Genomic DNA, 19,653 nt, shown 5'->3' with positions numbered 1-19,653 from the left:
CGTTCCCTCGCGTCGTTGCGCGCCTGTCATGTCCGAATTTTCCGTGCTGTTCGTCTGTATGGGCAATATCTGTCGCTCTCCAACTGCCGAAGGCGTGTTTCGCGCCAAGGTGCGAGAGGCCGGGCTGGAGAGACGGGTGCGGATCGACTCCGCCGGCACGCACGCCTTCCACGTCGGCTCGGCGCCTGACCTGCGCAGCCAGCGTCAGGCCAGCCAGCGGGGTTACGACCTCTCCGGCCTGCGCGCCCGCGCCGTGGAAGAGGCGGATTTTTCGCGCTTCGACCTGCTGCTGGCAATGGACTGGGACAATCTGGCGCTGCTGGAGGAGCAATGCCCGCCGCAGTACGCATCCCGCTGTCGACTGTTCCTGAGCTTTGCGCCACAGGCGCCGGTGGCGGCCGTGCCCGATCCGTACTACGGCACGGAGCGCGATTTCGAACGCGCGCTCGACTTGGTCGAGCAGGGTTGCGACGGGCTGTTGGCCTTTGTCGAAAAACAGTTGCTGCTGCGCGCCTGAGCCAGGGCCTGTTCACGCCATTTGTGCACCATTAGCGTGAACAGGCCCTACTGCGCCTCCCGGAAGGGCAGACGCTCGCGCAGGTGTTGCTGGTGATCCTCGAGGGCGGCGGATTCGCGCTCCAGATAGTCTTCGATGGCCCGCGCGAATTGCGGATGCGCCAGCCAGTGGGCGGATTGCGTGGCCACGGGCTGCAGGCCGCGCGCCATTTTGTGTTCCCCTTGCGCGCCGCCCTCGAAGGTGGTGTAGCCGTGCTCCAGGCACCAGGCGATGGGCTGGTAATAGCAGGCGTCGAAATGCAGCGCGGGGACATGTTCGACCGCGCCCCAGTACCGGCCATACGCAACGCGGGTTTGCGGATCGAGCAGCACGAGGGAACTGGCGATGGGCTTGCCGTCGCGTTCTGCCTTGAACAGCAAGCAATTTGTCGGCATCTCCTGTCCAATGGCTTGGAAAAACGCATGATTCAGATAGGGTGACGAGCCGTGCAGCGCGTAGGTCGTGTCATAGCAGCGGGTGAAGAATGCCCAGTCCGCCGCAGTGATGGCCGTGCCCTGCAGCGCGTGGAACACCACACCGGCATCCCGCACCTGACGCTGCTCCTGGCGAATTTTCTTGCGCTTGTCATGCCGCAGACTGCACAGAAATGCGTCGAAGTCAGCCCAGGGCGCGGTGTTTTCGGCGGGCGGGTTGCGCCAGTGAAACTGAATCGTGGTGCGTGGCAGCAGCCCGAGCGCATCAAACCACTGCGCTTCCTGCGGATCGAGAAACAGTGCGTGGAACGAGCTGAATCCGCTGCGTTTGGCAACAGCCAGAATGCTGCGCAACAGGGCCTTGCGCGCAGTCGCATCGCGCCCCAGCAGTTTGGCGCCTCCCACCGGGGTGAAGGGCACGGCGAGCAGCAGCTTGGGGTAATAGGGCAGGCCGTGCTCCGCATGGGCGCGCGCCCAGGCCCAGTCGAACACATATTCGCCGTAGGAATGGGATTTCACGTACAGCGCGCAGGCGGCGGCGAGTTGGTCGCTGCGGTCGCGCAGGGCCAGCACGACGGGCTGCCAGCCGGTGTTTGCACCCACGCATTTGGTGCGCTCGAGCGCGCTGAGCCAGGCGTGGCACTGGAAGGGCGTGGTGCCCGGGGTGGCCTGTGCCAGCGCGTCCCACTGCGCGGCAGGCAGTGCGCCCACTGCGTCCAGCAACTCGGTGCGAAAATCCTCATCCATGACCATTCGACTCGCTGTTTTGCAGTGCAATCCGGTAGTGGGCGATCTGGCGGGAAACGCCGCGCAGATCACGCACCTGTCGCGCCGCGCCCACGCCCTGGGCGCGCAGGTGGTGTTGACCCCGGAACTGGCGTTGACCGGCTATCCCCCGGAGGATCTGCTGCTGCGTCCGGCGTTTCTGCGCGCCAGTGCAGACGCATTGAAGCAGCTTGCCCATGACCTGTCGGACCTGCCGGAATTTTGTCTGGTGGTCGGGCATCCGCTGGCGCTGGCCGGGATGGAGGCGCCACGCCTGGCGTCGACCCAGCAGGCCGTGGCCTGCAACGCGGCGTCTTTGCTGCGCGGCGGCGTGGTGGAAGCCACGTATTGCAAGCACGAACTGCCCAACTATCAGGTGTTCGACGAGCGACGCTATTTCGCCTCGGGCGATCAGGCGGTGGTGTTCGAGGTCGGCGGGACGCATTTCGGCATCAATATCTGCGAGGACGCCTGGCTGCCGCATGCGCCGCGCAGGGCCAGGGCGGCCGGGGCGCAGGTGCTGCTGGTGCTCAACGCCTCGCCGTATCATCGCGGCAAGACAGCGGAGCGCGAGCGGGTGATGCGCCAGCGCTGCCTGGAAAACGACATGGCGCTGGTGGCGTCGCAGATGGTTGGCGGCCAGGACGAGATCGTGTTCGACGGCGCCTCGTTCGTGCTCGATCGCACAGGTGAGCTGGTGGCGCGCGCACCGCAGTTCGAGGAGCACATCCTGCTGGTCGATGTGGCTGGTGGCGAGGTGCTGCGGCAGGAGCCGGCGCATGTGGCCGCGCTCAAGCCCGATCACGCCGAGGTGTACGACGCGCTGGTGCTCGGGGTGCGCGACTACCTCGGCAAGAACGGCTTTCCCGGCGCGCTCATCGGCCTGTCCGGCGGGGCGGATTCGGCGCTGGTGCTGGCCATTGCGGTCGATGCGCTCGGCGCGGACAAGGTGCGCGCGGTGATGATGCCGTCGCAGTACACCGCGCAGATCTCGCTCGACGACGCCGCCGACATGGCGCAACGCCTGGGCGTGCAGTACGACGTGCTGCCGATCACCCCGCTGTTCGACGCGTTCCGCAGCGCGCTCTCAACGCTGCTGCAGCCGCATCCGGGCGATACCACGCTGGAAAACATCCAGGCGCGCATCCGCGGCACCCTGCTGATGGCCCTGTCGAACAACAGCGGCCGCATCGTGCTGACCACCGGCAACAAGAGCGAGATGGCGATGGGTTACGCCACGCTGTACGGCGACATGGCGGGCGGTTTTGCGGTGATCAAGGATGTGACCAAGACCCTGGTGTGGGAGCTGGCGCGCTGGCGCAACGCGCACGCGGCAGCGCAGGGGCAGGCCGAGGTCATTCCGCAGCGCATCATCACCCGCCCGCCCAGCGCCGAACTGCGCCCCGACCAGACCGACCAGGACAGTCTGCCACCCTACGACTTGCTCGACGGCATCCTGCAGCGCTACATGGAGCAGGACCAGAGCGCCGAAACCATTCTGGCTGCGGGCTACGCGCGGGCCGATGTGCAGCGGGTGGTGCATCTGCTCAAGCTGGCGGAATACAAGCGGCGTCAGGCCCCGCCGGGCATCCGCATCACCCACCGCGCCTTCGGGCGCGACTGGCGCTATCCCATCACCTCAAAATTCCGGGAATCGTTCTGATTTCTGCCGCTTTGCGCATCAGCAGTTAAATTTCGCTTTTAGATCCAACACCCAGGAGCCCGACATGAAACTCATCACCGCCATCATCAAACCGTTCAAGCTCGACGAAGTGCGCGAGGCGCTGGCCGAAATCGGGGTGACCGGCCTGACGGTGACCGAGGTCAAGGGCTTCGGGCGGCAGAAAGGGCATACCGAGCTGTACCGTGGCGCCGAGTATGTGGTGGACTTTCTGCCCAAGGTGAGGGTGGAGGCCGTGGTCAAGGAAGATCAGGTGGATCGCGCCATCGAGTCCATCGTGAAAGCGGCGCGGACCGGCAAGATTGGCGACGGCAAGATTTTCGTCACCAGTGTCGAGCAGGTCGTGCGCATCCGCACCGGCGAGACCGGCGAAGTCGCGGTTTGATCTGTCTGGAGTTCCAGTCGCCCCCATGCCGCGCGTTCACATCCTGCCTTCGGGCACCGACCTGCTTGCCGATCCGGAAGAAAACCTGCTCAAGCTGCTGCGCAAGCACCAGGTTCCCATCCGTTACTCCTGCAGATCCGGGGAATGCGGCTCGTGCAAATGCTTCCTGGAATCGGGCAATGTCACGCTGAAAACCTACGATCCCAAGGCGCTGCCGGAGGCCCAGAAGGCCGCCGGGGTCATTCTGGCCTGCCGTGCGGTGCTGCACGAAGACATCACCATTCGCCTGACCGACAGCGACGATCTCATCACCCACCCCGAGCGCAACCTGCTGTGCCGGGTGGTGGCGCTGGAGCCGCTGACCGCCGACATCTTCGCGCTGCGGCTGCATATCGAATTTGCCGACATGGAGGGTATTCCCTTCACTTTCTCCGCAGGCCAGTACGCGCAGATCGTGGTCAATGTGGACGGACAGGAAATCGCGCGCGATTTCTCCATGGCCAGCACGCCGGTCGATGCCGAGTATGACGACATTCTGGAGTTCCACATCCGTCGCACGCCCACCGGGGCCTTGAGCAGCCTGCTCGGTGGCATGATCCGACCCGGCGCCCAGTTGCTGGTGCGCGGGCCGATGGGGACGAGCTATTTCCGTCCGCGCCACGAGGGTCCGCTGGTCGCGGTGGGCGGCGGCACCGGCCTGGCCCCCATGCTCAGCGTGGTGCAGACCGCGCTGGACAACGGCAAGCTCGAACCTGTGATGTTGTTCGCGGGCTTTCGCAATCAGGCCGATGTGTACGGCCTGGAGCAGATGGAACAGATGCGCCGCGGCTACCGCAATTTCAGCTATCACATCGCACTCGACGAAGCGCAGGACGGTGATCCGCCGCAGGCGGTGCATCGGCCCCTCGGGGCCTATCTGCTGGAGCAAGTGACCGATTTCACGGGTGCCAAGGTCTATCTCGCGGGTCCGCCGGCCATGGTCGAAGCGATCAGCGCGTCCTTGCTGGAGCGCGGTGTCTCCGAGCGCGACCTGCATGCCGACGCGTTCTACCCACCCGTGCCTGCAGCGCAGCCGGTCGGCGCCTGATCCGCCCGGCGTCGGGAACTGCCGCCGCAGGGATTAAAATCAACTGAAAACACATCGGGCGCATTCAATCTTGCACAGCGCCTGCCTTCGGGCACCTGCGGCACAGCGGAAACCTGCCGACTGTCGTCGCCTCATACCGGGACTTTATGAACACGCATGAGGCCAAGCGCGTCCTCGAGACTGCGCTGATCTGTGCTTCCCAAGCCTTGTCCGTCGCCGAGTTGCGACGCCTGTTCGACGACACCATCGCCGCCGACACCGTGCGCGCGCTGCTCGATGAGTTGCGCACCGACTGGCAGGGCCGTGGCGTGGAACTCGCCCAACTGGCCCAGGGCTGGCGCTTCCAGAGTCGTGCCGAAATGCAGCCTTTTCTCGATCGGCTCTACCCTGAAAAGCCGCAAAAATATTCGCGCGCCGTGCTCGAAACTCTGGCCATCATCGCCTACCGCCAACCCGTCACCCGGGGCGATATCGAAGAGATCCGTGGCGTGGTGGTGAACACCCAGATCATCCGCCAGCTCGAGGATCGCGGCTGGGTCGAGGTGATCGGTCACCGTGAGGCGCCGGGCCGACCGGCACTGCTGGCCACGACCCAGCAGTTTCTCGATGATCTCGGCCTGAAGGCGCTCGACATGCTGCCGCCGCTCGGAGAACGCGGCGAAACCCCGCCCAGTTTCGACGGCCTGCAGCAGCGCCTGCCCGAACTCGGCATGACCGACGATGCGCAGGACATCGCACCGACCCAGGCGCACGCACCAGGCGACAGCCAAGCTGGGCCTGGTGTTCCGGACAACGGGCAGCCATCCCCGATTTCCCATCGCAGTGTGCCGTTCGGCGCGTTGCCCACCGACTGAACCCAAACGGATCGCACCATGAGCAATTCCGACCCCACCGAGACGCCCGAGATTCCCGCAGCGACCGAGGCTGTGCAGGCATTGGCCGACGGACCCGCCGCAGTCGAAGCCCCGGTGCGCAAACCGCGCGCTTCCACCCGGCGTGCACCGCGCAAGACCGCGGCGATGCCGACCGAGCTGACCGACAGCGCCGAGCAGTCAGCGCCGGCGGTGGAGCCTGCCCCTGATCCTTTGACGGCCGAACCCCCGACGCACGTTCCGGTGGATGCGCTGCAATCCGCTGAAATGCAGCCCGCGCCTGCGGCCGATGCGCAAGCCACACTGCGGGTGCGGCCTCCGCGCGCGCCCAAGCCGCCGCGTCGCGCGGCTGAGCCACCCGCCGAGCAGGACGACAGTGCGGTGGAGCCTGATGCGGCAACATCGCCGATGCCGACAGCCGGGGTGCAAATCCAGGATGTGATTTCCGGCACCTATGACCAGGCGGCGGACACCGCGCCGGTCGTGCGTCGCGTGCTGGCACCCGCCGAAGACGCACCCAAGCTCCACAAGGTGCTGGCACAAAGCGGCGTGGGCTCGCGCCGCGAAATGGAAGATCTCATCCTCGCCGGACGGGTGTCGGTCAACGGCGAACCCGCGCATCTGGGTCAGCGCATCCTGCCGACCGATCAGATCCGCGTCAACGGCAAGATCATCAAACGCCGCCTGCGGCCTGCGCAGGCCCGGGTGCTGGCCTATCACAAGCCCACGGGCGAAGTGGTCTCGTTCAAAGACCCGGAGGGGCGTCCGACGGTGTTCCAGCACCTGCCCAAGTTGCAGGGGGCCAAGTGGACCGCCGTGGGGCGACTGGACATCAATACCGAAGGCCTGCTGCTGTTCACCACCTCGGGTGACCTGGCCAACCGGTTGATGCACCCGAGCTACGGAGCCGAGCGCGAATATGCGGTGCGCGTGCTGGGCGAACTCGATGCCGCCGCGCGCGACGAGCTGCTCAGTGGTGTGCAACTTGGCGACGGCCCGGCCAAATTCCTCAGTCTGGACGAGGCGGGTGGCGAGGGTGCGAATCGCTGGTGGCGCGTGGTCATCTCCGAAGGTCGCAACCGCGAGGTGCGGCGCATGTTCGAGGCTGTGGGGCTGACAGTGAGCCGCCTGATCCGCGTGCGCTATGCCAGCGTGGTGCTGCCCGCCGGGCTGCGTCGCGGCGATTTTGTCGAACTCGACAAATCCGCTGTGCAGGCCCTGCAAGGCAAATCTCCGGACGCCGCCACGCAAGGCGACCGGCCGCCGCGGCGTCATAACGGATCGCAACAGGCGGGCGAGCGGCGCAACGACAGCCGCGGCGGACGCGGTGGCCGGGGTGGGCGCAGCAAGGGGCAGGGTGGTGGGCAGCAGCAACCTGGGCCGGACAGCTATGCGCGGACCACGGTCGAGGCGCTGTTCGGCAAAAGTCCGGTGGTGCGCAGCAACAGCTGGGGCGGTGTCGAGGGCAATTTTTCTTCGGCTGCGAAGCCGGGTTCACAAAAGCGCCGCAAGGCGGGCGGAAAGCCACAGAATTCGCAGCCCGATCCGATGAAGACCAGCTTTGGCTACATCCACAAGGACGCGGGACAGAAGCGCAGCGGCGGTGGCTTGGGCGGCGGGCCTTCGGGCGGACGCCGACGCACCGGCGGCGGCAACCGCAGCGGCCGCTGAACCACGGAAAATGGACACTGCTGCAGCGCATCGCATTCCATGCGCTGCCCTACAATGATCGATTAACCCTTTGATTTCAGGAGCAAAGTATGACCATTGAGCGCACGCTCTCCATCATCAAGCCCGATGCCGTTGCCAAGAACGTGATCGGCCAGATCTACACCCGTTTCGAAAACGCCGGCCTGAAAATCGTGGCTGCGCGCATGGCGCAACTCTCGCGTGCCGAGGCCGAGGCGTTCTACGCGGTGCACAAGGCCCGTCCCTTCTTCAAGGATCTGGTCGATTTCATGATCTCCGGCCCGGTGATGATCCAGGTGCTCGAAGGCGAAGGCGCCATTCTGAAAAACCGCGACCTGATGGGCGCGACCGACCCGAAGAAGGCCGCTCCCGGCACCATTCGCGCCGATTTCGCCGACAGCATCGACGCCAACGCCGTGCACGGCTCCGACGCTGCGCAAACCGCTGCGGTCGAGATCGCCTTCTTTTTCCCGGCCATGGCGATTTACTCTCGCTGAGCACACGCTGCGCCCTGGTCCCCATGTCCGACGCACCCGCCGTCACCAACCTGCTGCAGTTCGACCGAACCGCACTGGTCGAGTGGTTTGCACGCCATGGGCATGCGGCGTTCCGAGCGCGGCAGGTGTTCCGCTGGATTCACCAGAAGGGCGTGGCCGATTTCGATGCCATGAGCGACCTGGCCAAGCCGCTGCGCCAGTTCCTGCGCGAACAGGCCGCGGTCGCGGCGCTGCCGGTGGTGACCGAGTCGCGCTCTGCCGACGGCACGGTGAAATGGCTGTTCGACGTGGGGCAGGGCAATGCGGTCGAGGCGGTGTTCATCCCCGAGGCGCAGCGCAACACCCTGTGCGTGTCGTCTCAGGCGGGTTGCGCGGTGAACTGCAAGTTCTGCTCCACCGGCCATCAGGGGTTCAGTCGCAATCTGCAGACCTGGGAAATCCTGGCACAACTCTGGCATGCCGAATTCACCATGCGGCGCGAACTCGGGCTGGCTCCGGGTGAGCGCGCCATCTCCAATGTGGTGATGATGGGCATGGGCGAGCCCCTGCAGAACTATGGCCAGCTGATCCCCGCGCTGCGCACCATGCTCGACGACGACGGCTACGGCCTGTCGCGACGCCGCGTGACGGTCTCGACCTCGGGCGTCGTGCCCATGATCGACCGACTGGCGCAGGATTGCCCGGTGGCGCTGGCAGTGTCACTGCATGCGCCTGTCGATGCGCTGCGTGACGAACTGGTTCCGCTCAATCGCAAATATCCGCTGCACGAGCTGTTGGCGGCGTGCAAGCGTTACCTTGCATTCGCCCCGCGCGACTTCATCACCGTTGAATATTGCATGCTCGATGGCGTGAATGACACACCGGCGCTGGCGCAGGAACTGGTGCGCCTGGTGCGTGCTGCGCAGGTGAATTGCAAGTTCAACCTCATTCCATTCAACCCGTTCCCGGAGTCCGGGCTCAAGCGCTCCGCTGCGACGCGCGTCTCGGCCTTTGCCCAGGTGCTGCTGGACGCGGGCATCGTGACCACGGTGCGCAAGACCCGCGGTGACGATATCGACGCCGCCTGTGGTCAACTCGCTGGCGAGGTGCAGGATCGCACCCGCCGTGTCATTCGGATGCAGCAGGCGGCGGTCACGCCAGCCGCCCAGCTGAGCCATTGAGGGAGAGATTGCCCATGTTCTTGCTTCATCGCGCGTTGTCTGTTGCCGGGCCTTGGCGTGCGGCCTTGCTCGGGGTTTTGCTGGCCGGTGCAGTCCTGCTGGGCGGCTGCGCAACGCAGACGCAGCGCGCGGCAGACATGGGTTCGGGCGCGGCCCTCAGCACGTCCGAAACCGCCGTGCTCAAGCGCGTGCAGTTGCGGCTCGAACTTGCGGAGGGGTATTACCAGCGCGGGCAGTTCGCCGTGGCGCTGGAAGAAGTGAACAAGGCGCTCGCGGAAAAATCCGACTTCGTGCCGGCCTACACCATGCGTGCACTCATCTACACGGCCCTGAACGACAGCGCCAAGGCAGATGCGAATTACCGGGAAGCGCTGCGGCTGTCGCCAGACAACGCAGACGCGCTGCACAACTATGGCTGGTTTCTCTGCCAACAGCGGCGCTATCCCGAGTCGTTTGCCCAGTTCAACAAGGCGCTCTCCATCCAGAATTACCGCTACCCGGTACGAACCTATCTTGCGCTGGGGGTCTGCCAGTACCGGGCCAATGATCTGGCTGCGTCGGAGAGCACGCTGAAGAAGGGGTTTGCGCTCGACCCGGCCAACCCGGCCGTGTCCACCAATCTCGCGGTTGTGCTCGACCGTCTGGGCAAGGCCAAGGAGGCGCTGTTCTACATCGCCCGGGTCAACAGTGGGCAGTACGCCAGCGCGCAGTCGCTCTGGGTCGGCATCCTCATCGCGCGCAAGGCGGGCAATGCCGTGGATGCGGCGCAGTGGACCAACCAGCTCGAACAGCGCTTCCCCGATTCGCGCGAAGCCATCGCGGCGCAACAGGGCCGGTTCGACGATTCCGCACTGCTCAACTACTGATCGCGCATGTCCGAGATCACACCCGAACTGATCCAAAGCCGCACCCAGGCGGGTGCTGCACTGCGCGCGGCGCGTACCGCCGCGGGTCGCAGTGTCGAGGAGCTCGCAGCGCAACTCAAGGTCACGCCGTCCAAGATCGCTGCGCTCGAATCCGGCGACTGGTCTGCGCTGCCTGACGAGACCTTTGGCCGCGCGCTGCTGCGCAGTTGCTGCAAGGCGCTGAAGGTGGACGCGCAACCCATGCTCGATCTGCTGCCAGGCGCCCCGGTGCTGCTCAGCGCCCAGGCGTCGGATGCGGATGCCGATGACATGGCGAACATGCCGGAGCGGGCGCTGCCGCGTACCGGCTCCGGTGTGCATAAATCGCGCGGCATGCTGTGGCTCGCGGCTCTGATCGTGGTGCTGGCCGCAGTGGTGTATTTCTGGCCGGCGCTGCGCGGGCTGGTGGACGGGCTGCAGCCCAAACCGGCATCGCCCGCGGCTGAACAGGGTGTCGTGCATGAGGCGGTGCCCACGCCTTCCCAGCCGGTACGCGCCGCTTCCGCGCCTGTTGGCCTGCAGTCTTCACCCGCGCTGGCGGCGTCTGCCCCTGCCGTGCCTGCGTCGAGCGCTGCGGCGTCCGCGCCAGTGGTTGCGGCGGGTGGCGCGGCACTGCAATTCACCGCAAGCGCACAAAGCTGGGTGCAGGTGACTGCCCAGGGCGGCAAGGTGATTTTTTCGCAGTTGCTGCAACCCGGGTCGCCGCAATCGGTTCAGGTGCCAGCCGGGAGCGCGCCGCTGACCGTGGTTGTGGGCAATGCCCCGAGCACCACGCTCACCTACGCGGGCAAGCCGGTCGATCTGGCCCCGGCCACGCGAGGCAATGTCGCTCGACTCACGCTGAAATAACCCGCCCTCTCATGCAATTGCTCGATCCGCCCATCCCCGAAGCCGTGCCCGCACGCCATGTCACGCGGCAGGCGCGTGTGGTGTGGGGCGACACCGTGGTCACCGTGGGCGGCGATGCACCGGTGCGGGTGCAGTCCATGACCAACACCGACACGTCCGATGCGATCGCCACCGCGATCCAGGTCAAGGAACTGGCGATGGCCGGCTCGGAACTGGTGCGCATCACGGTCGACACGCCCGAGGCGGCTGCAGCGGTTCCGGCGATCCGCGAGCAGCTCGATCGCATGGGGGTGTCGGTGCCACTGATTGGCGACTTCCACTACAACGGCCACCGCCTGCTCACCGACTATCCGGGCTGCGCGCAGGCGCTGTCCAAGTACCGCATCAACCCCGGCAATGTGGGCAAGGGCGAAAAAAAAGACCGGCAGTTTGGCCAGATGATCGATATTGCGCTGCGCCATGACAAGCCGGTGCGCATCGGGGTGAACTGGGGCAGTCTGGACCAGGAATTGCTCGCCTCACTGATGGACGCCAACGCGCACCGGGCACAACCCTATGAAACCCGGCAGATCATGGCGCAGGCGCTGGTGCTCTCGGCGCTCGAATCGGCGCAGCGCGCGCAGGAGCTGGGCATGAGCCCGGCGCAGATCCTGCTGTCGTGCAAGGTCTCGAATGTGCAGGATCTGATCACCGTGTACCGGGCGCTGGCGGCGCGCTGCGACTACCCGCTGCACCTCGGGCTGACCGAGGCTGGCATGGGCACCAAGGGTGCGGTGGCCTCGACCGCCGCGCTGGCGGTGCTGCTGCAGGAAGGCATCGGCGACACCATCCGCGTGTCGCTCACGCCCGAGCCCAACGGTGCGCGCACCGACGAAGTGACCGTGGCGCTGGAAATCCTGCAGGCGCTGGGGTTGCGCGCGTTCACGCCGTCGGTGACCGCCTGCCCGGGCTGCGGTCGCACCACCAGCACCTTCTTTCAGGAACTCACCCAGACCATCGACCAGTTTCTGCGCGCGCAGATGCCGGTGTGGCGCTCGCGCTATCCCGGCGTGGAGCAACTGCGTGTGGCGGTGATGGGCTGCATCGTCAACGGCCCGGGCGAGAGCAAGCATGCCGACATCGGCATCAGCCTGCCGGGCACGGGCGAGTCTCCTGCGGCGCCCGTGTTCATCGACGGCGAAAAGCGCATGACCCTGCGCGGCGACAACATCGCGGCCGAATTCCAGACCATCGTCGAACAGTACGTTCATCAGCGCTACGGCGCAGCACACCGCCATCCCGATCGGGTGGCCTGATCCCCATGGCAGACAGACTGAGTGCCGTCAAAGGCATGAATGACATCGTGCCGCCCAAATCGGCGGCCTGGGAATGGTTCGAGCAGCAGGTGCGCGAACTGATGCGCAGCTACGGCTATCAGAACCTGCGCACCCCGATCGTCGAATACACCCCGCTGTTCGTGCGGGGCATCGGCGAGGTGACCGACATCGTTGAGAAGGAGATGTACAGCTTCACCGACGCGCTCAACGGTGAACAGCTCACCCTGCGGCCCGAAGGCACCGCCGCGGTGGTGCGCGCCTGCATCGAACATGGTTTGCTGCACGATGGCGGCAAGCGGCTTTGGTACACCGGGCCCATGTTCCGCCACGAGCGCCCGCAGCGGGGACGCTACCGGCAATTCCATCAGGTCGGCGCGGAAGCACTGGGCTTTGCCGGGCCGGATGCCGATGTCGAACTGATGCTCATGGCGCGGCAGCTGTGGTCGCGCCTGGGGGTGAGCGATCTGGTCACGCTGGAAATCAACTGTCTGGGGCAGGCCGACGAGCGGGCGCGCCACCGGGTCGATCTCATCCAGTATCTGGAGCGACACGCCGACCAGCTCGATGCCGATGCGAAGCGCAGGTTGCACGCCAACCCCTTGCGCGTGCTCGACACCAAGAACCCGCAGATGCAGGAGCTGGTCGCTGCCGCGCCGCGGCTGATCGACTATCTGGGCGAGGCATCTTTGGCGCATTTTCATGGCGTGCAGGCGTTGCTGCGCGCAGCCGGCCAGCCCTTCGTCATCAACCCCCGGCTGGTGCGCGGGCTCGATTACTACAACCTCACCGTGTTCGAGTGGGTGACCGATCGCCTCGGCGCACAGGCCACTGTCTGTGCCGGCGGGCGCTACGACGGCCTGATCGAGCAGATCGGCGGCAAGCCTGCACCGGCATGCGGCTGGGCGCTGGGCGTCGAGCGGGTGCTCGAACTGCTGGTCGAGGCCGGTCAGGCTGCGCCCGCGAGCGTCCCGCATGCCTACGCCGTGCTCACCAATCCGGATTTGATGCCACGCGCCATGCCGGTGTGCGAGGCCTTGCGTGCCGCCGGCGTGCAGGTGCAGTTGCATCTGGGCGGCGGCAGCATGAAATCGCAGATGAAAAAGGCAGATGCCAGCGGCGCGCGCTGGGCGCTGGTGTTCGGCGAGCAGGAAATGCAGGACGGGCAGGTCGGCATCAAGGATTTGCGCGGTGCGCAGGATGCCCAGCAACAACGCCTGGTCGCGCTGGAGCCGTTGCACAGCCTGATTTCTGCATTGCTCTGAACCGGCACCCTAAAATCACCCACTTTCGGCCGACGACCTCTCATGAGCTACAACTTCGAAGAACAAGAACAGATCGCCCAGTTGCGCCATTTCTGGGAACGCTGGGGTACGCAGATCTCCGCTGGCGTGCTGGCCGTGGCGCTCGGCTTTGCCGGGTATTACGGCTGGCAATGGTGGCAGCGCAACGAGGGCGTGAAGGCGGCTGCGGTGTTCGAGCAGGTCCAGGTGGCGCTGCAGAGCAACAGCCCGGACAAGATTCAGCAAGCCTGGACCGTGATGCAGTCCAAGGCGCCAGCAAGTGCCTATGCCGGCATGGCAGCGCTTGCCGTCGCAAAGGCCCTGCACGACGCAGGAAAGAATGCCGAGGCCATCACCATCCTGAAGTGGGCGGCCGACCACGCCGAAGGCAAGAGTGAGCGTGCGGTGGCCCGGCTGAACCTGTCGGCCCTGCAGATCGACGCGAAGCAATATGCCGAAGCGGACAAGACCCTGGCCGAGGTTCCAGAGCCGACCTTTGCCGCACTCTTTGATCTGCGCCGGGGCGATCTCGCCGCCTTGCAGGGCCAGCGCGATGCGGCGCGTCAGGCGTATGAGGCTGCGCTCAAGGCCTTGCCCGCAGAGTCTTCCGAGCGCGCTGCCGTGCAGCAAAGACTTCAAGCCGTTGGCGGGGGTGCAGCATGAAGATGCGTCCGATTTCAGAAGCATGCTGCCCGCACGGGGGGCGATGGACCCGCGTGGGGCGCATGGCCCTGCCGCTGCTGCTGGCAGCGCTGCTTGGCGCCTGCGCCTCGGGCTCCAAACGTCCCGATCCCACCCCCTTGTCGCCGGTGGTCAACATTCTCACCGTCAAGCAGGTCTGGACGCAGCGCATCGGCGATGTCCCGGCCTGGTTCCAGACGGCCACGCTGCCCGGAGCCGTTGTCGTCGCTTCGGCTGACGGACAAATCATGCGCCTCGACAGTGCGACCGGGCAGATCGTCTGGTCGGCCAAGGTGCCGTCGGGCATCAGCGCCGCCACCGGCAGCGATGGCACGTTCACCGCCGTGGTCGACAAGAACAACGGATTGATCTCCATCGGTCCCAAGGGCCAGTTGCTGTGGCGTTACCAATTGCCCACCACGGTCCTCACGCCTCCCACCGTGACTGGAGGACGCATCATCGTGCAGGGCGCGGATCAGCGCGTGCTTGCATTCGACGCGGCCTCCGGCAAGCGTCTGTGGCAGGCCGACAGCCGTGCCGCCTCGCTGCTGGTGCAGCAGGCGGGCGGCATGGTGGTGCACGACGGTCTGGTGATGATCGGCACCGCGCTCGGGCGCATCGACGCCTACTCTCTCAACGACGGTCTGCCGCGCTGGCAGGCCACGCTGGCACGTCCGCGTGGTGTCACCGAGGTGGAGCGCGTGGTCGGCATCACCGGCCAGCCCGCCTTGCTGGGCTCCACCGTCTGCGCCCGGGCCTATCAATCCACGGTGGGTTGTGTGGACGCCGACACGGGGCGCATTCTCTGGACGCGCGCTGCCGATGGTTACACCGCGCTGAGCATGAATGACCAGGAAGTCGTCGGCACGCAGGCGGACGGCGATGTGCAGGCCTATGCAGCGGCGGACGGCGTGCCGAGCTGGACCAATTCCCAACTGAAGTATCGCAACCTGAGTGCGCCGCTGCTGGTCGGGCGCACGGTCGCGGTGGGCGACTATCAAGGCTATATCAGCTTCCTGTCGGCCAAGGACGGCAGCATTGTCGGCCGCGTGTCCACGGATGGCAGCGCCATTGCGGTGGCTCCGGTGGTCGTGGGCAAGACCATGGTCGTGGTCACGGCCAAGGGCGGGGTCTACGCCTTCGTCCCGGACTGAAGCGGATGACCCCCATCGTCTCCCTGGTCGGGCGCCCCAATGTCGGCAAGTCCACACTGTTCAACCGCCTGACGCGCTCGCGCGACGCCATCGTCGCCGACATGCCGGGCCTGACGCGCGACCGGCACTACGGCATGCTGCGCATGGCCGACCGCCCGGTCATCGTGGTCGATACCGGCGGTTTCGAGCCCGTGGTCGATACCGGCATCGTGCACCAGATGGCGCGGCAAACCCGCCAGGCCATTGCCGAATCCGACCTGGTGGTGTTCCTGGTCGATCTGCGCACCGGCCTGAGTCCGCAGGACCTGCACATCGCAGCAGAGCTGCGCAAGACCGGCAAGCCGATTGTGCTCGCCGTGAACAAGGCGGAGGGCCGCCACGGGCACCCCGCGCTGGCTGAATTCCATGAACTCGGCCTGGGCGAACCGTTTTCCATCAGCGCCGCGCATGGCGACTCCGTGCCCGATCTGCTCGAGCGCATCCTCGCCATTCTGCCGCCCGAGCAGCCCGACGAGGCGGTCGAACCGGTCGTCGAGCCCGAAGCGGCGCTCCCGGAACCAGGGGCGACGCCTGCGCCGCCGCAGCGCGTTCACAGTCTGCGCCTGGCCATTGCCGGGCGGCCGAATGTCGGCAAGTCCACGCTGGTCAATGCGCTGGTGGGTGAAGAACGGGTGATCGCCTTCGACATGCCGGGCACCACGCGCGACGCCATCGAAGTGCCCTTCGAGCGCGATGGCCGCAAGTTCATCCTGATCGACACCGCGGGCTTGCGGCGCAAGGGCAAGGTGTTCGAGGCAGTGGAAAAATTTTCCGTCATCAAGACCCTGCAGGCCATCGAACAGGCCAATGTGGTCGTTCTGCTCCTGGATGCCACGGAGGGCGTTTCCGATCAGGACGCGCACATCGCCAGCTTCGCGGTCGAGGCGGGCAGGGCGCTGGTGCTGGCAGCCAACAAATGGGACGCGGTGGACACCTACGGTCGTGAACGCCTGATGGTGGCGATTCGCCAGCGCCTGCCTTTTGTGAGCTTCGCCCGCTTTCACAGCATTTCGGCGCGAACGGGCGCGGGTCTGAACGGGCTGATGAAATCGGTCATCGCCGCACATGCCGCCGCCTACCGCAAGCTGTCGACGCCCAAGCTCACACGCGCGATCATCGAGGCCGTGGCGCAGCAGCAACCGCCGCGCGTCGGCCCGGTCCGCCCCAAGCTGCGCTATGCCCACCAGGGCGGCACCAACCCACCCATCATCGTGATCCACGGCAGTGCGCTCGACCGTGTTCCGGCGACCTACACGCGCTATCTCGAGGGACGGTTGCGTGAAAAATTCGATCTGACGGGCACTCCGTTACGGGTGGAGTACCGAAGTTCGACCAATCCTTACGCGCGGGATGATTGAACTGGGCTGGAAACACCCACGGATCGCCACCCATATCAGCACTATGTTATTTTGCGTGCTCTTGCATTCCGGGCCACGAATGCCATTTACGCTTTCCTCACACAACGGAGAATAAGATGAGTAACAAAGGGCAGTTGCTACAAGACCCCTTCCTGAACCTGCTGCGCAAGGAGCATGTGCAGGTGTCCATTTATCTGGTCAACGGCATCAAGCTGCAGGGTCACATCGAATCGTTCGATCAATATGTTGTGTTGCTGCGCAACACCGTCACGCAGATGGTCTACAAGCACGCGATTTCCACCGTTGTTCCCGCACGTCCCGTCACATTCCAAGTTGGTGAGCAAGAAACCCCCGCAGCCTGAGGGCCCTGGGCGCGCTGCGCTGGTCAGTGTGCAACAGCGGCGTCCGGCGTCGGGCGACGCCTTGGCTGAACTGGAGCAACTGAGCAGTTCCGCCGGTTATGCGCTGGCGGGAGAGATGTCCTGCGTGCGCGCGCGGCCCGATGCCGCAACCTACATCGGTTCCGGAAAGCTGGAGGAGTTGGGCGAGCTGGTCAGTACCTCGTCGGCCGACACCATCATTTTCGACAATGCCCTGAGCCCCATCCAGCAGCGCAACCTGGAAAAGGCCCTGGGCAAGCCGGTGATCGACCGCACCGGACTGATTCTTGAAATCTTCGCCCGCCGCGCCCAGAGCGCAGAGGGCAAGATGCAGGTTGAACTGGCGCGCCTGGAGCATCTGGCCACGCGTCTGGTGCGCGGCTGGACCCACCTGGAGCGCCAGACCGGAGGGATTGGCGTGCGCGGCGGCCCGGGCGAAAAGCAGATCGAACTCGACCGCCGCATGCTCGATGACAAGATCAAGATGCTGCGAACCCGCCTGGGCAAGCTCGGGCGTCAGCGCATGACGCAGCGTCGCGCGCGTGGTCGCACGGGTGCGTTTCGCGTGGCGCTTGTGGGTTACACCAATGCCGGCAAGAGCACGCTGTTCAATGCCCTGACCAAGTCCAAAATCTACGCGGCCGACCAGCTGTTCGCCACGCTCGACACCACGACGCGCAAGTTCTATCTGGCACCGCAGGTCAATGCCACCTTGTCCGATACCGTGGGCTTCATCCGCGATCTGCCGCACACCCTGATCGAGGCGTTCAAGGCCACGCTGGAAGACACCTTGCAGGCCGACCTGCTCCTGCATGTCGTGGATGCCAGCGCGCCCATGCTGCACGAGCAGATGGACGAAGTGCAGTCGGTCTTGCACGAGATCGGCGCGGACGACATTCCCCAGTTCTTGATCCTGAACAAATCAGACCTGTTGCCGGTGAACCTTCAGGTTACACATGGTCACAACGATGCAGAGGGCATCAACGCGCGTGATAGCATGCCTCGCTTTGCGGTCAGCGCCCTGAAGGGCACAGGGCTTGCAGCGCTCAAGGATGCCTTGCTTGAAGCCGTTCTGGCAGATCCCCGTTTCCAGTCTGTTTCGCCAGTTTTGTCCGACACCACTCACCTCTCCGCATGACTTCCTCCCGTTTTTGGCGTGCATCTCCTGCTGGGCACACAGTACTGCGTGCTCGCGCTTGGCGCGGTGTCTGGCCTGCTTCGCGCGTGTTCACTCGCCTTTTCAACCTCAACGATCCGCGCTGGGGCAAGGACGAGGGTGGGAACAGCAACCAGAACAACAACCAGGACCCGAACCGTCGTCCCGGCAACGGCGGCCCCCCCGATCTGGACGAGCTCTGGCGTGACTTCAACCGCAAGCTTAACGGGCTGTTCGGCAAGAAGCGCGGTGGCAATGGTGGTGGCATGGGAACCCCTCCGCAGCGCCCGGACCTCTACCCATCGGCAAAAGGCATGGGGGTCGGCTTTGTCATTCTGGTCCTCATCGGAGTGCTTGGCTGGCTGTCTTCCGGGTTTTTCATCGTGCAGGAAGGACAGCAGGCCTCCGTCACGCGCTTCGGCAAGCTGGCCTACATCGCCGATGCCGGATTCCACTGGCGTTTGCCCTACCCCTTCGAGGCTGACGAAATCATCAATGTCTCGCAGGTCCGCTCGGTCGAAGTCGGGCGAGGCGGGGAGGTCAAGGCCACTGGGTTGCCCGAATCGGCCATGTTGACCGAAGATGAAAACATCGTGGACGTGCGCTTTGCGGTGCAATACCGCATCGACAACGTGGTGGAGTATCTCTACAACAATCGCAGCCCCGACGACGCCGTGTCGCAGGCTGCGGAAACTGCCGTGCGCGAGGTCGTCGGCAACAAGACTCTCGACTATGTGCTGTACGAAGGGCGTGAGCAAGTGGCCAGCGACGTCCAGGCCTTGACGCAGAAAATTCTTGACCGTTACAAAACCGGGATCGTCATCACCACGGTCACGCTGCAGAACGTGCAACCGCCCGAGCAGGTGCAGGCCGCGTTTGATGACGCGATCAAGGCGGGTCAAGACCGGGAACGCCTGAAGAACGAAGCGCAGGCCTACGCCAACAACGTCATTCCGCGTGCGCAGGGCACGGCGTCACGCCTGATCCAGGATGCAGAGGCCTACAAGGCCCAGGTCGTTGCGCAGGCGCAAGGCGATTCCTCGCGCTTCGACCAAATTCTTCAGCAGTACGAAAAGGCGCCGCAAGTCACGCGCGAGCGGATGTATCTCCAGACCATGCAAGACATTCTCACCAGCGTTTCCAAGGTCATGGTGGATTCGCGCAGCAACAACAACCTGCTTTATCTCCCTCTCGACAAGTTGCTGCAGCAATCTGCGGGCAAGCCGTCATCGTCTGCGGTGCCCGCGCCTGCCGCCCCGGCCGCGGTGCCCGCCCTCCCGGCGGCCTCGGTGGGTGCCTCGCCCAGTGCGGTGGACAGTGCCGCTGCGCTGCCGGACGGCACGGCACCCGCTCCGTCCAGAACGTCGCGCGATACGCTGCGCGAGCGCAACTTCCAGTAAGGACGGAGA

The 19,653-nt window shown here is 65.3% G+C and carries 18 protein-coding genes and 1 pseudogene; 18 read left to right on the top strand and 1 reads right to left on the bottom strand.

What is annotated here, in order from left to right; translation table 11 throughout:
• Positions 1 to 28: 28 nt before the first annotated feature.
• A complete protein-coding gene (locus tag AC1ZQA_RS10805; RefSeq protein ID WP_482676905.1) occupies positions 29 to 517 on the top strand; it encodes a low molecular weight protein-tyrosine-phosphatase in 489 nt (162 codons plus the stop codon).
• A gap of 47 nt (positions 518 to 564) precedes the next feature.
• Here the strand turns inward: AC1ZQA_RS10805 and AC1ZQA_RS10800 are convergent, their stop codons facing one another.
• A complete protein-coding gene (locus AC1ZQA_RS10800; RefSeq protein WP_482676904.1) occupies positions 565 to 1,737 on the bottom strand; it encodes a GNAT family N-acetyltransferase in 1,173 nt (390 codons plus the stop codon).
• On the opposite strand from AC1ZQA_RS10800, the gene AC1ZQA_RS10795 reads away from it, so the two are divergent.
• The 17 genes and pseudogenes from AC1ZQA_RS10795 (at position 1,736) to hflK (ending at position 19,644) form a co-directional block, all read left to right on the top strand.
• Positions 1,736 to 3,418 carry an NAD+ synthase gene (locus tag AC1ZQA_RS10795; protein WP_482676903.1) on the top strand — a complete coding sequence of 561 codons (1,683 nt, stop codon included), beginning with the start codon at positions 1,736 to 1,738 and terminating at the stop codon, positions 3,416 to 3,418. The genes AC1ZQA_RS10800 and AC1ZQA_RS10795 overlap by 2 nt on opposite strands.
• A gap of 64 nt (positions 3,419 to 3,482) precedes the next feature.
• Entirely contained in the window at positions 3,483 to 3,821 is a 339-nt protein-coding gene (locus tag AC1ZQA_RS10790; protein WP_482676902.1) for a P-II family nitrogen regulator, read from the top strand.
• Between the two features lie 25 nt (positions 3,822 to 3,846).
• The gene (locus tag AC1ZQA_RS10785; protein WP_482676901.1) at positions 3,847 to 4,908 is read left to right on the top strand and encodes a 2Fe-2S iron-sulfur cluster-binding protein; all 1,062 of its coding nucleotides are present in this window, start codon (positions 3,847 to 3,849) and stop codon (positions 4,906 to 4,908) included.
• A 146-nt stretch (positions 4,909 to 5,054) separates the two neighbouring features.
• Positions 5,055 to 5,559, top strand: a pseudogene (gene scpB / locus AC1ZQA_RS10780) (SMC-Scp complex subunit ScpB); the annotation flags it as partial.
• 221 nt (positions 5,560 to 5,780) lie between these two features.
• The gene (gene rluB, locus AC1ZQA_RS10775; protein ID WP_482676900.1) at positions 5,781 to 7,451 is read left to right on the top strand and encodes a 23S rRNA pseudouridine(2605) synthase RluB; all 1,671 of its coding nucleotides are present in this window, start codon (positions 5,781 to 5,783) and stop codon (positions 7,449 to 7,451) included.
• An 89-nt stretch (positions 7,452 to 7,540) separates the two neighbouring features.
• On the top strand, positions 7,541 to 7,966 hold the full coding sequence (ndk, locus tag AC1ZQA_RS10770; protein WP_482676899.1) for a nucleoside-diphosphate kinase: 426 nt from the start codon (positions 7,541 to 7,543) through the stop codon (positions 7,964 to 7,966).
• 23 nt (positions 7,967 to 7,989) lie between these two features.
• Positions 7,990 to 9,126: a dual-specificity RNA methyltransferase RlmN gene (gene rlmN, locus AC1ZQA_RS10765; protein ID WP_482676898.1), complete on the top strand. Its 1,137-nt coding sequence runs from the start codon at positions 7,990 to 7,992 to the stop codon at positions 9,124 to 9,126.
• 14 nt (positions 9,127 to 9,140) lie between these two features.
• Positions 9,141 to 9,992: a type IV pilus biogenesis/stability protein PilW gene (gene pilW, locus AC1ZQA_RS10760; RefSeq protein ID WP_482676897.1), complete on the top strand. Its 852-nt coding sequence runs from the start codon at positions 9,141 to 9,143 to the stop codon at positions 9,990 to 9,992.
• Positions 9,993 to 9,998: 6 nt separating this feature from the next.
• The gene (locus AC1ZQA_RS10755) at positions 9,999 to 10,880 is read left to right on the top strand and encodes a helix-turn-helix domain-containing protein (protein WP_482676896.1); all 882 of its coding nucleotides are present in this window, start codon (positions 9,999 to 10,001) and stop codon (positions 10,878 to 10,880) included.
• Between the two features lie 11 nt (positions 10,881 to 10,891).
• On the top strand, positions 10,892 to 12,175 hold the full coding sequence (gene ispG / locus AC1ZQA_RS10750; protein WP_482676895.1) for a flavodoxin-dependent (E)-4-hydroxy-3-methylbut-2-enyl-diphosphate synthase: 1,284 nt from the start codon (positions 10,892 to 10,894) through the stop codon (positions 12,173 to 12,175).
• A gap of 5 nt (positions 12,176 to 12,180) precedes the next feature.
• Complete coding sequence (gene hisS / locus AC1ZQA_RS10745; protein WP_482676894.1) at positions 12,181 to 13,458, top strand: histidine--tRNA ligase; 1,278 nt, start codon at positions 12,181 to 12,183, stop codon at positions 13,456 to 13,458.
• 42 nt (positions 13,459 to 13,500) lie between these two features.
• Complete coding sequence (locus tag AC1ZQA_RS10740) at positions 13,501 to 14,139, top strand: YfgM family protein (protein ID WP_482676893.1); 639 nt, start codon at positions 13,501 to 13,503, stop codon at positions 14,137 to 14,139.
• Positions 14,140 to 14,201: 62 nt separating this feature from the next.
• Positions 14,202 to 15,311: an outer membrane protein assembly factor BamB gene (gene bamB, locus AC1ZQA_RS10735; RefSeq protein ID WP_482676892.1), complete on the top strand. Its 1,110-nt coding sequence runs from the start codon at positions 14,202 to 14,204 to the stop codon at positions 15,309 to 15,311.
• A 5-nt stretch (positions 15,312 to 15,316) separates the two neighbouring features.
• Positions 15,317 to 16,708: a ribosome biogenesis GTPase Der gene (gene der, locus AC1ZQA_RS10730; protein ID WP_482676891.1), complete on the top strand. Its 1,392-nt coding sequence runs from the start codon at positions 15,317 to 15,319 to the stop codon at positions 16,706 to 16,708.
• Between the two features lie 116 nt (positions 16,709 to 16,824).
• Positions 16,825 to 17,070, top strand: coding sequence for an RNA chaperone Hfq (gene hfq / locus AC1ZQA_RS10725; RefSeq protein WP_482676890.1), 246 nt, complete (start codon positions 16,825 to 16,827; stop codon positions 17,068 to 17,070).
• Positions 17,045 to 18,226 carry a GTPase HflX gene (hflX, locus tag AC1ZQA_RS10720; RefSeq protein WP_482676889.1) on the top strand — a complete coding sequence of 394 codons (1,182 nt, stop codon included), beginning with the start codon at positions 17,045 to 17,047 and terminating at the stop codon, positions 18,224 to 18,226. Before hfq ends, hflX begins: the two co-directional genes overlap by 26 nt.
• An 86-nt stretch (positions 18,227 to 18,312) precedes the next feature.
• Complete coding sequence (gene hflK / locus AC1ZQA_RS10715; RefSeq protein WP_482676888.1) at positions 18,313 to 19,644, top strand: FtsH protease activity modulator HflK; 1,332 nt, start codon at positions 18,313 to 18,315, stop codon at positions 19,642 to 19,644.
• Positions 19,645 to 19,653 lie beyond the last annotated feature (9 nt).

The organism is Thiomonas sp. DCM-2 (assembly GCF_056820905.1).
This window is presented reverse-complemented; position numbering and strand designations above follow the sequence as displayed.

Excerpts from the sequence above, each read along its gene's own strand:
- AC1ZQA_RS10805 (WP_482676905.1), top strand. The coding sequence starts at position 29 with ATGTCCGAATTTTCCGTGCTGTTCGTCTGTATGGGCAATATCTGTCGC.
- AC1ZQA_RS10795 (WP_482676903.1), top strand. The coding sequence starts at position 1,736 with ATGACCATTCGACTCGCTGTTTTGCAGTGCAATCCGGTAGTGGGCGAT.
- AC1ZQA_RS10800 (WP_482676904.1), bottom strand. The coding sequence starts at position 1,737 with ATGGATGAGGATTTTCGCACCGAGTTGCTGGACGCAGTGGGCGCACTG.
- AC1ZQA_RS10790 (WP_482676902.1), top strand. The coding sequence starts at position 3,483 with ATGAAACTCATCACCGCCATCATCAAACCGTTCAAGCTCGACGAAGTG.
- AC1ZQA_RS10785 (WP_482676901.1), top strand. The coding sequence starts at position 3,847 with ATGCCGCGCGTTCACATCCTGCCTTCGGGCACCGACCTGCTTGCCGAT.
- rluB (WP_482676900.1), top strand. The coding sequence starts at position 5,781 with ATGAGCAATTCCGACCCCACCGAGACGCCCGAGATTCCCGCAGCGACC.
- ndk (WP_482676899.1), top strand. The coding sequence starts at position 7,541 with ATGACCATTGAGCGCACGCTCTCCATCATCAAGCCCGATGCCGTTGCC.
- rlmN (WP_482676898.1), top strand. The coding sequence starts at position 7,990 with ATGTCCGACGCACCCGCCGTCACCAACCTGCTGCAGTTCGACCGAACC.
- pilW (WP_482676897.1), top strand. The coding sequence starts at position 9,141 with ATGTTCTTGCTTCATCGCGCGTTGTCTGTTGCCGGGCCTTGGCGTGCG.
- AC1ZQA_RS10755 (WP_482676896.1), top strand. The coding sequence starts at position 9,999 with ATGTCCGAGATCACACCCGAACTGATCCAAAGCCGCACCCAGGCGGGT.
- ispG (WP_482676895.1), top strand. The coding sequence starts at position 10,892 with ATGCAATTGCTCGATCCGCCCATCCCCGAAGCCGTGCCCGCACGCCAT.
- hisS (WP_482676894.1), top strand. The coding sequence starts at position 12,181 with ATGGCAGACAGACTGAGTGCCGTCAAAGGCATGAATGACATCGTGCCG.
- AC1ZQA_RS10740 (WP_482676893.1), top strand. The coding sequence starts at position 13,501 with ATGAGCTACAACTTCGAAGAACAAGAACAGATCGCCCAGTTGCGCCAT.
- bamB (WP_482676892.1), top strand. The coding sequence starts at position 14,202 with ATGGCCCTGCCGCTGCTGCTGGCAGCGCTGCTTGGCGCCTGCGCCTCG.
- der (WP_482676891.1), top strand. The coding sequence starts at position 15,317 with ATGACCCCCATCGTCTCCCTGGTCGGGCGCCCCAATGTCGGCAAGTCC.
- hfq (WP_482676890.1), top strand. The coding sequence starts at position 16,825 with ATGAGTAACAAAGGGCAGTTGCTACAAGACCCCTTCCTGAACCTGCTG.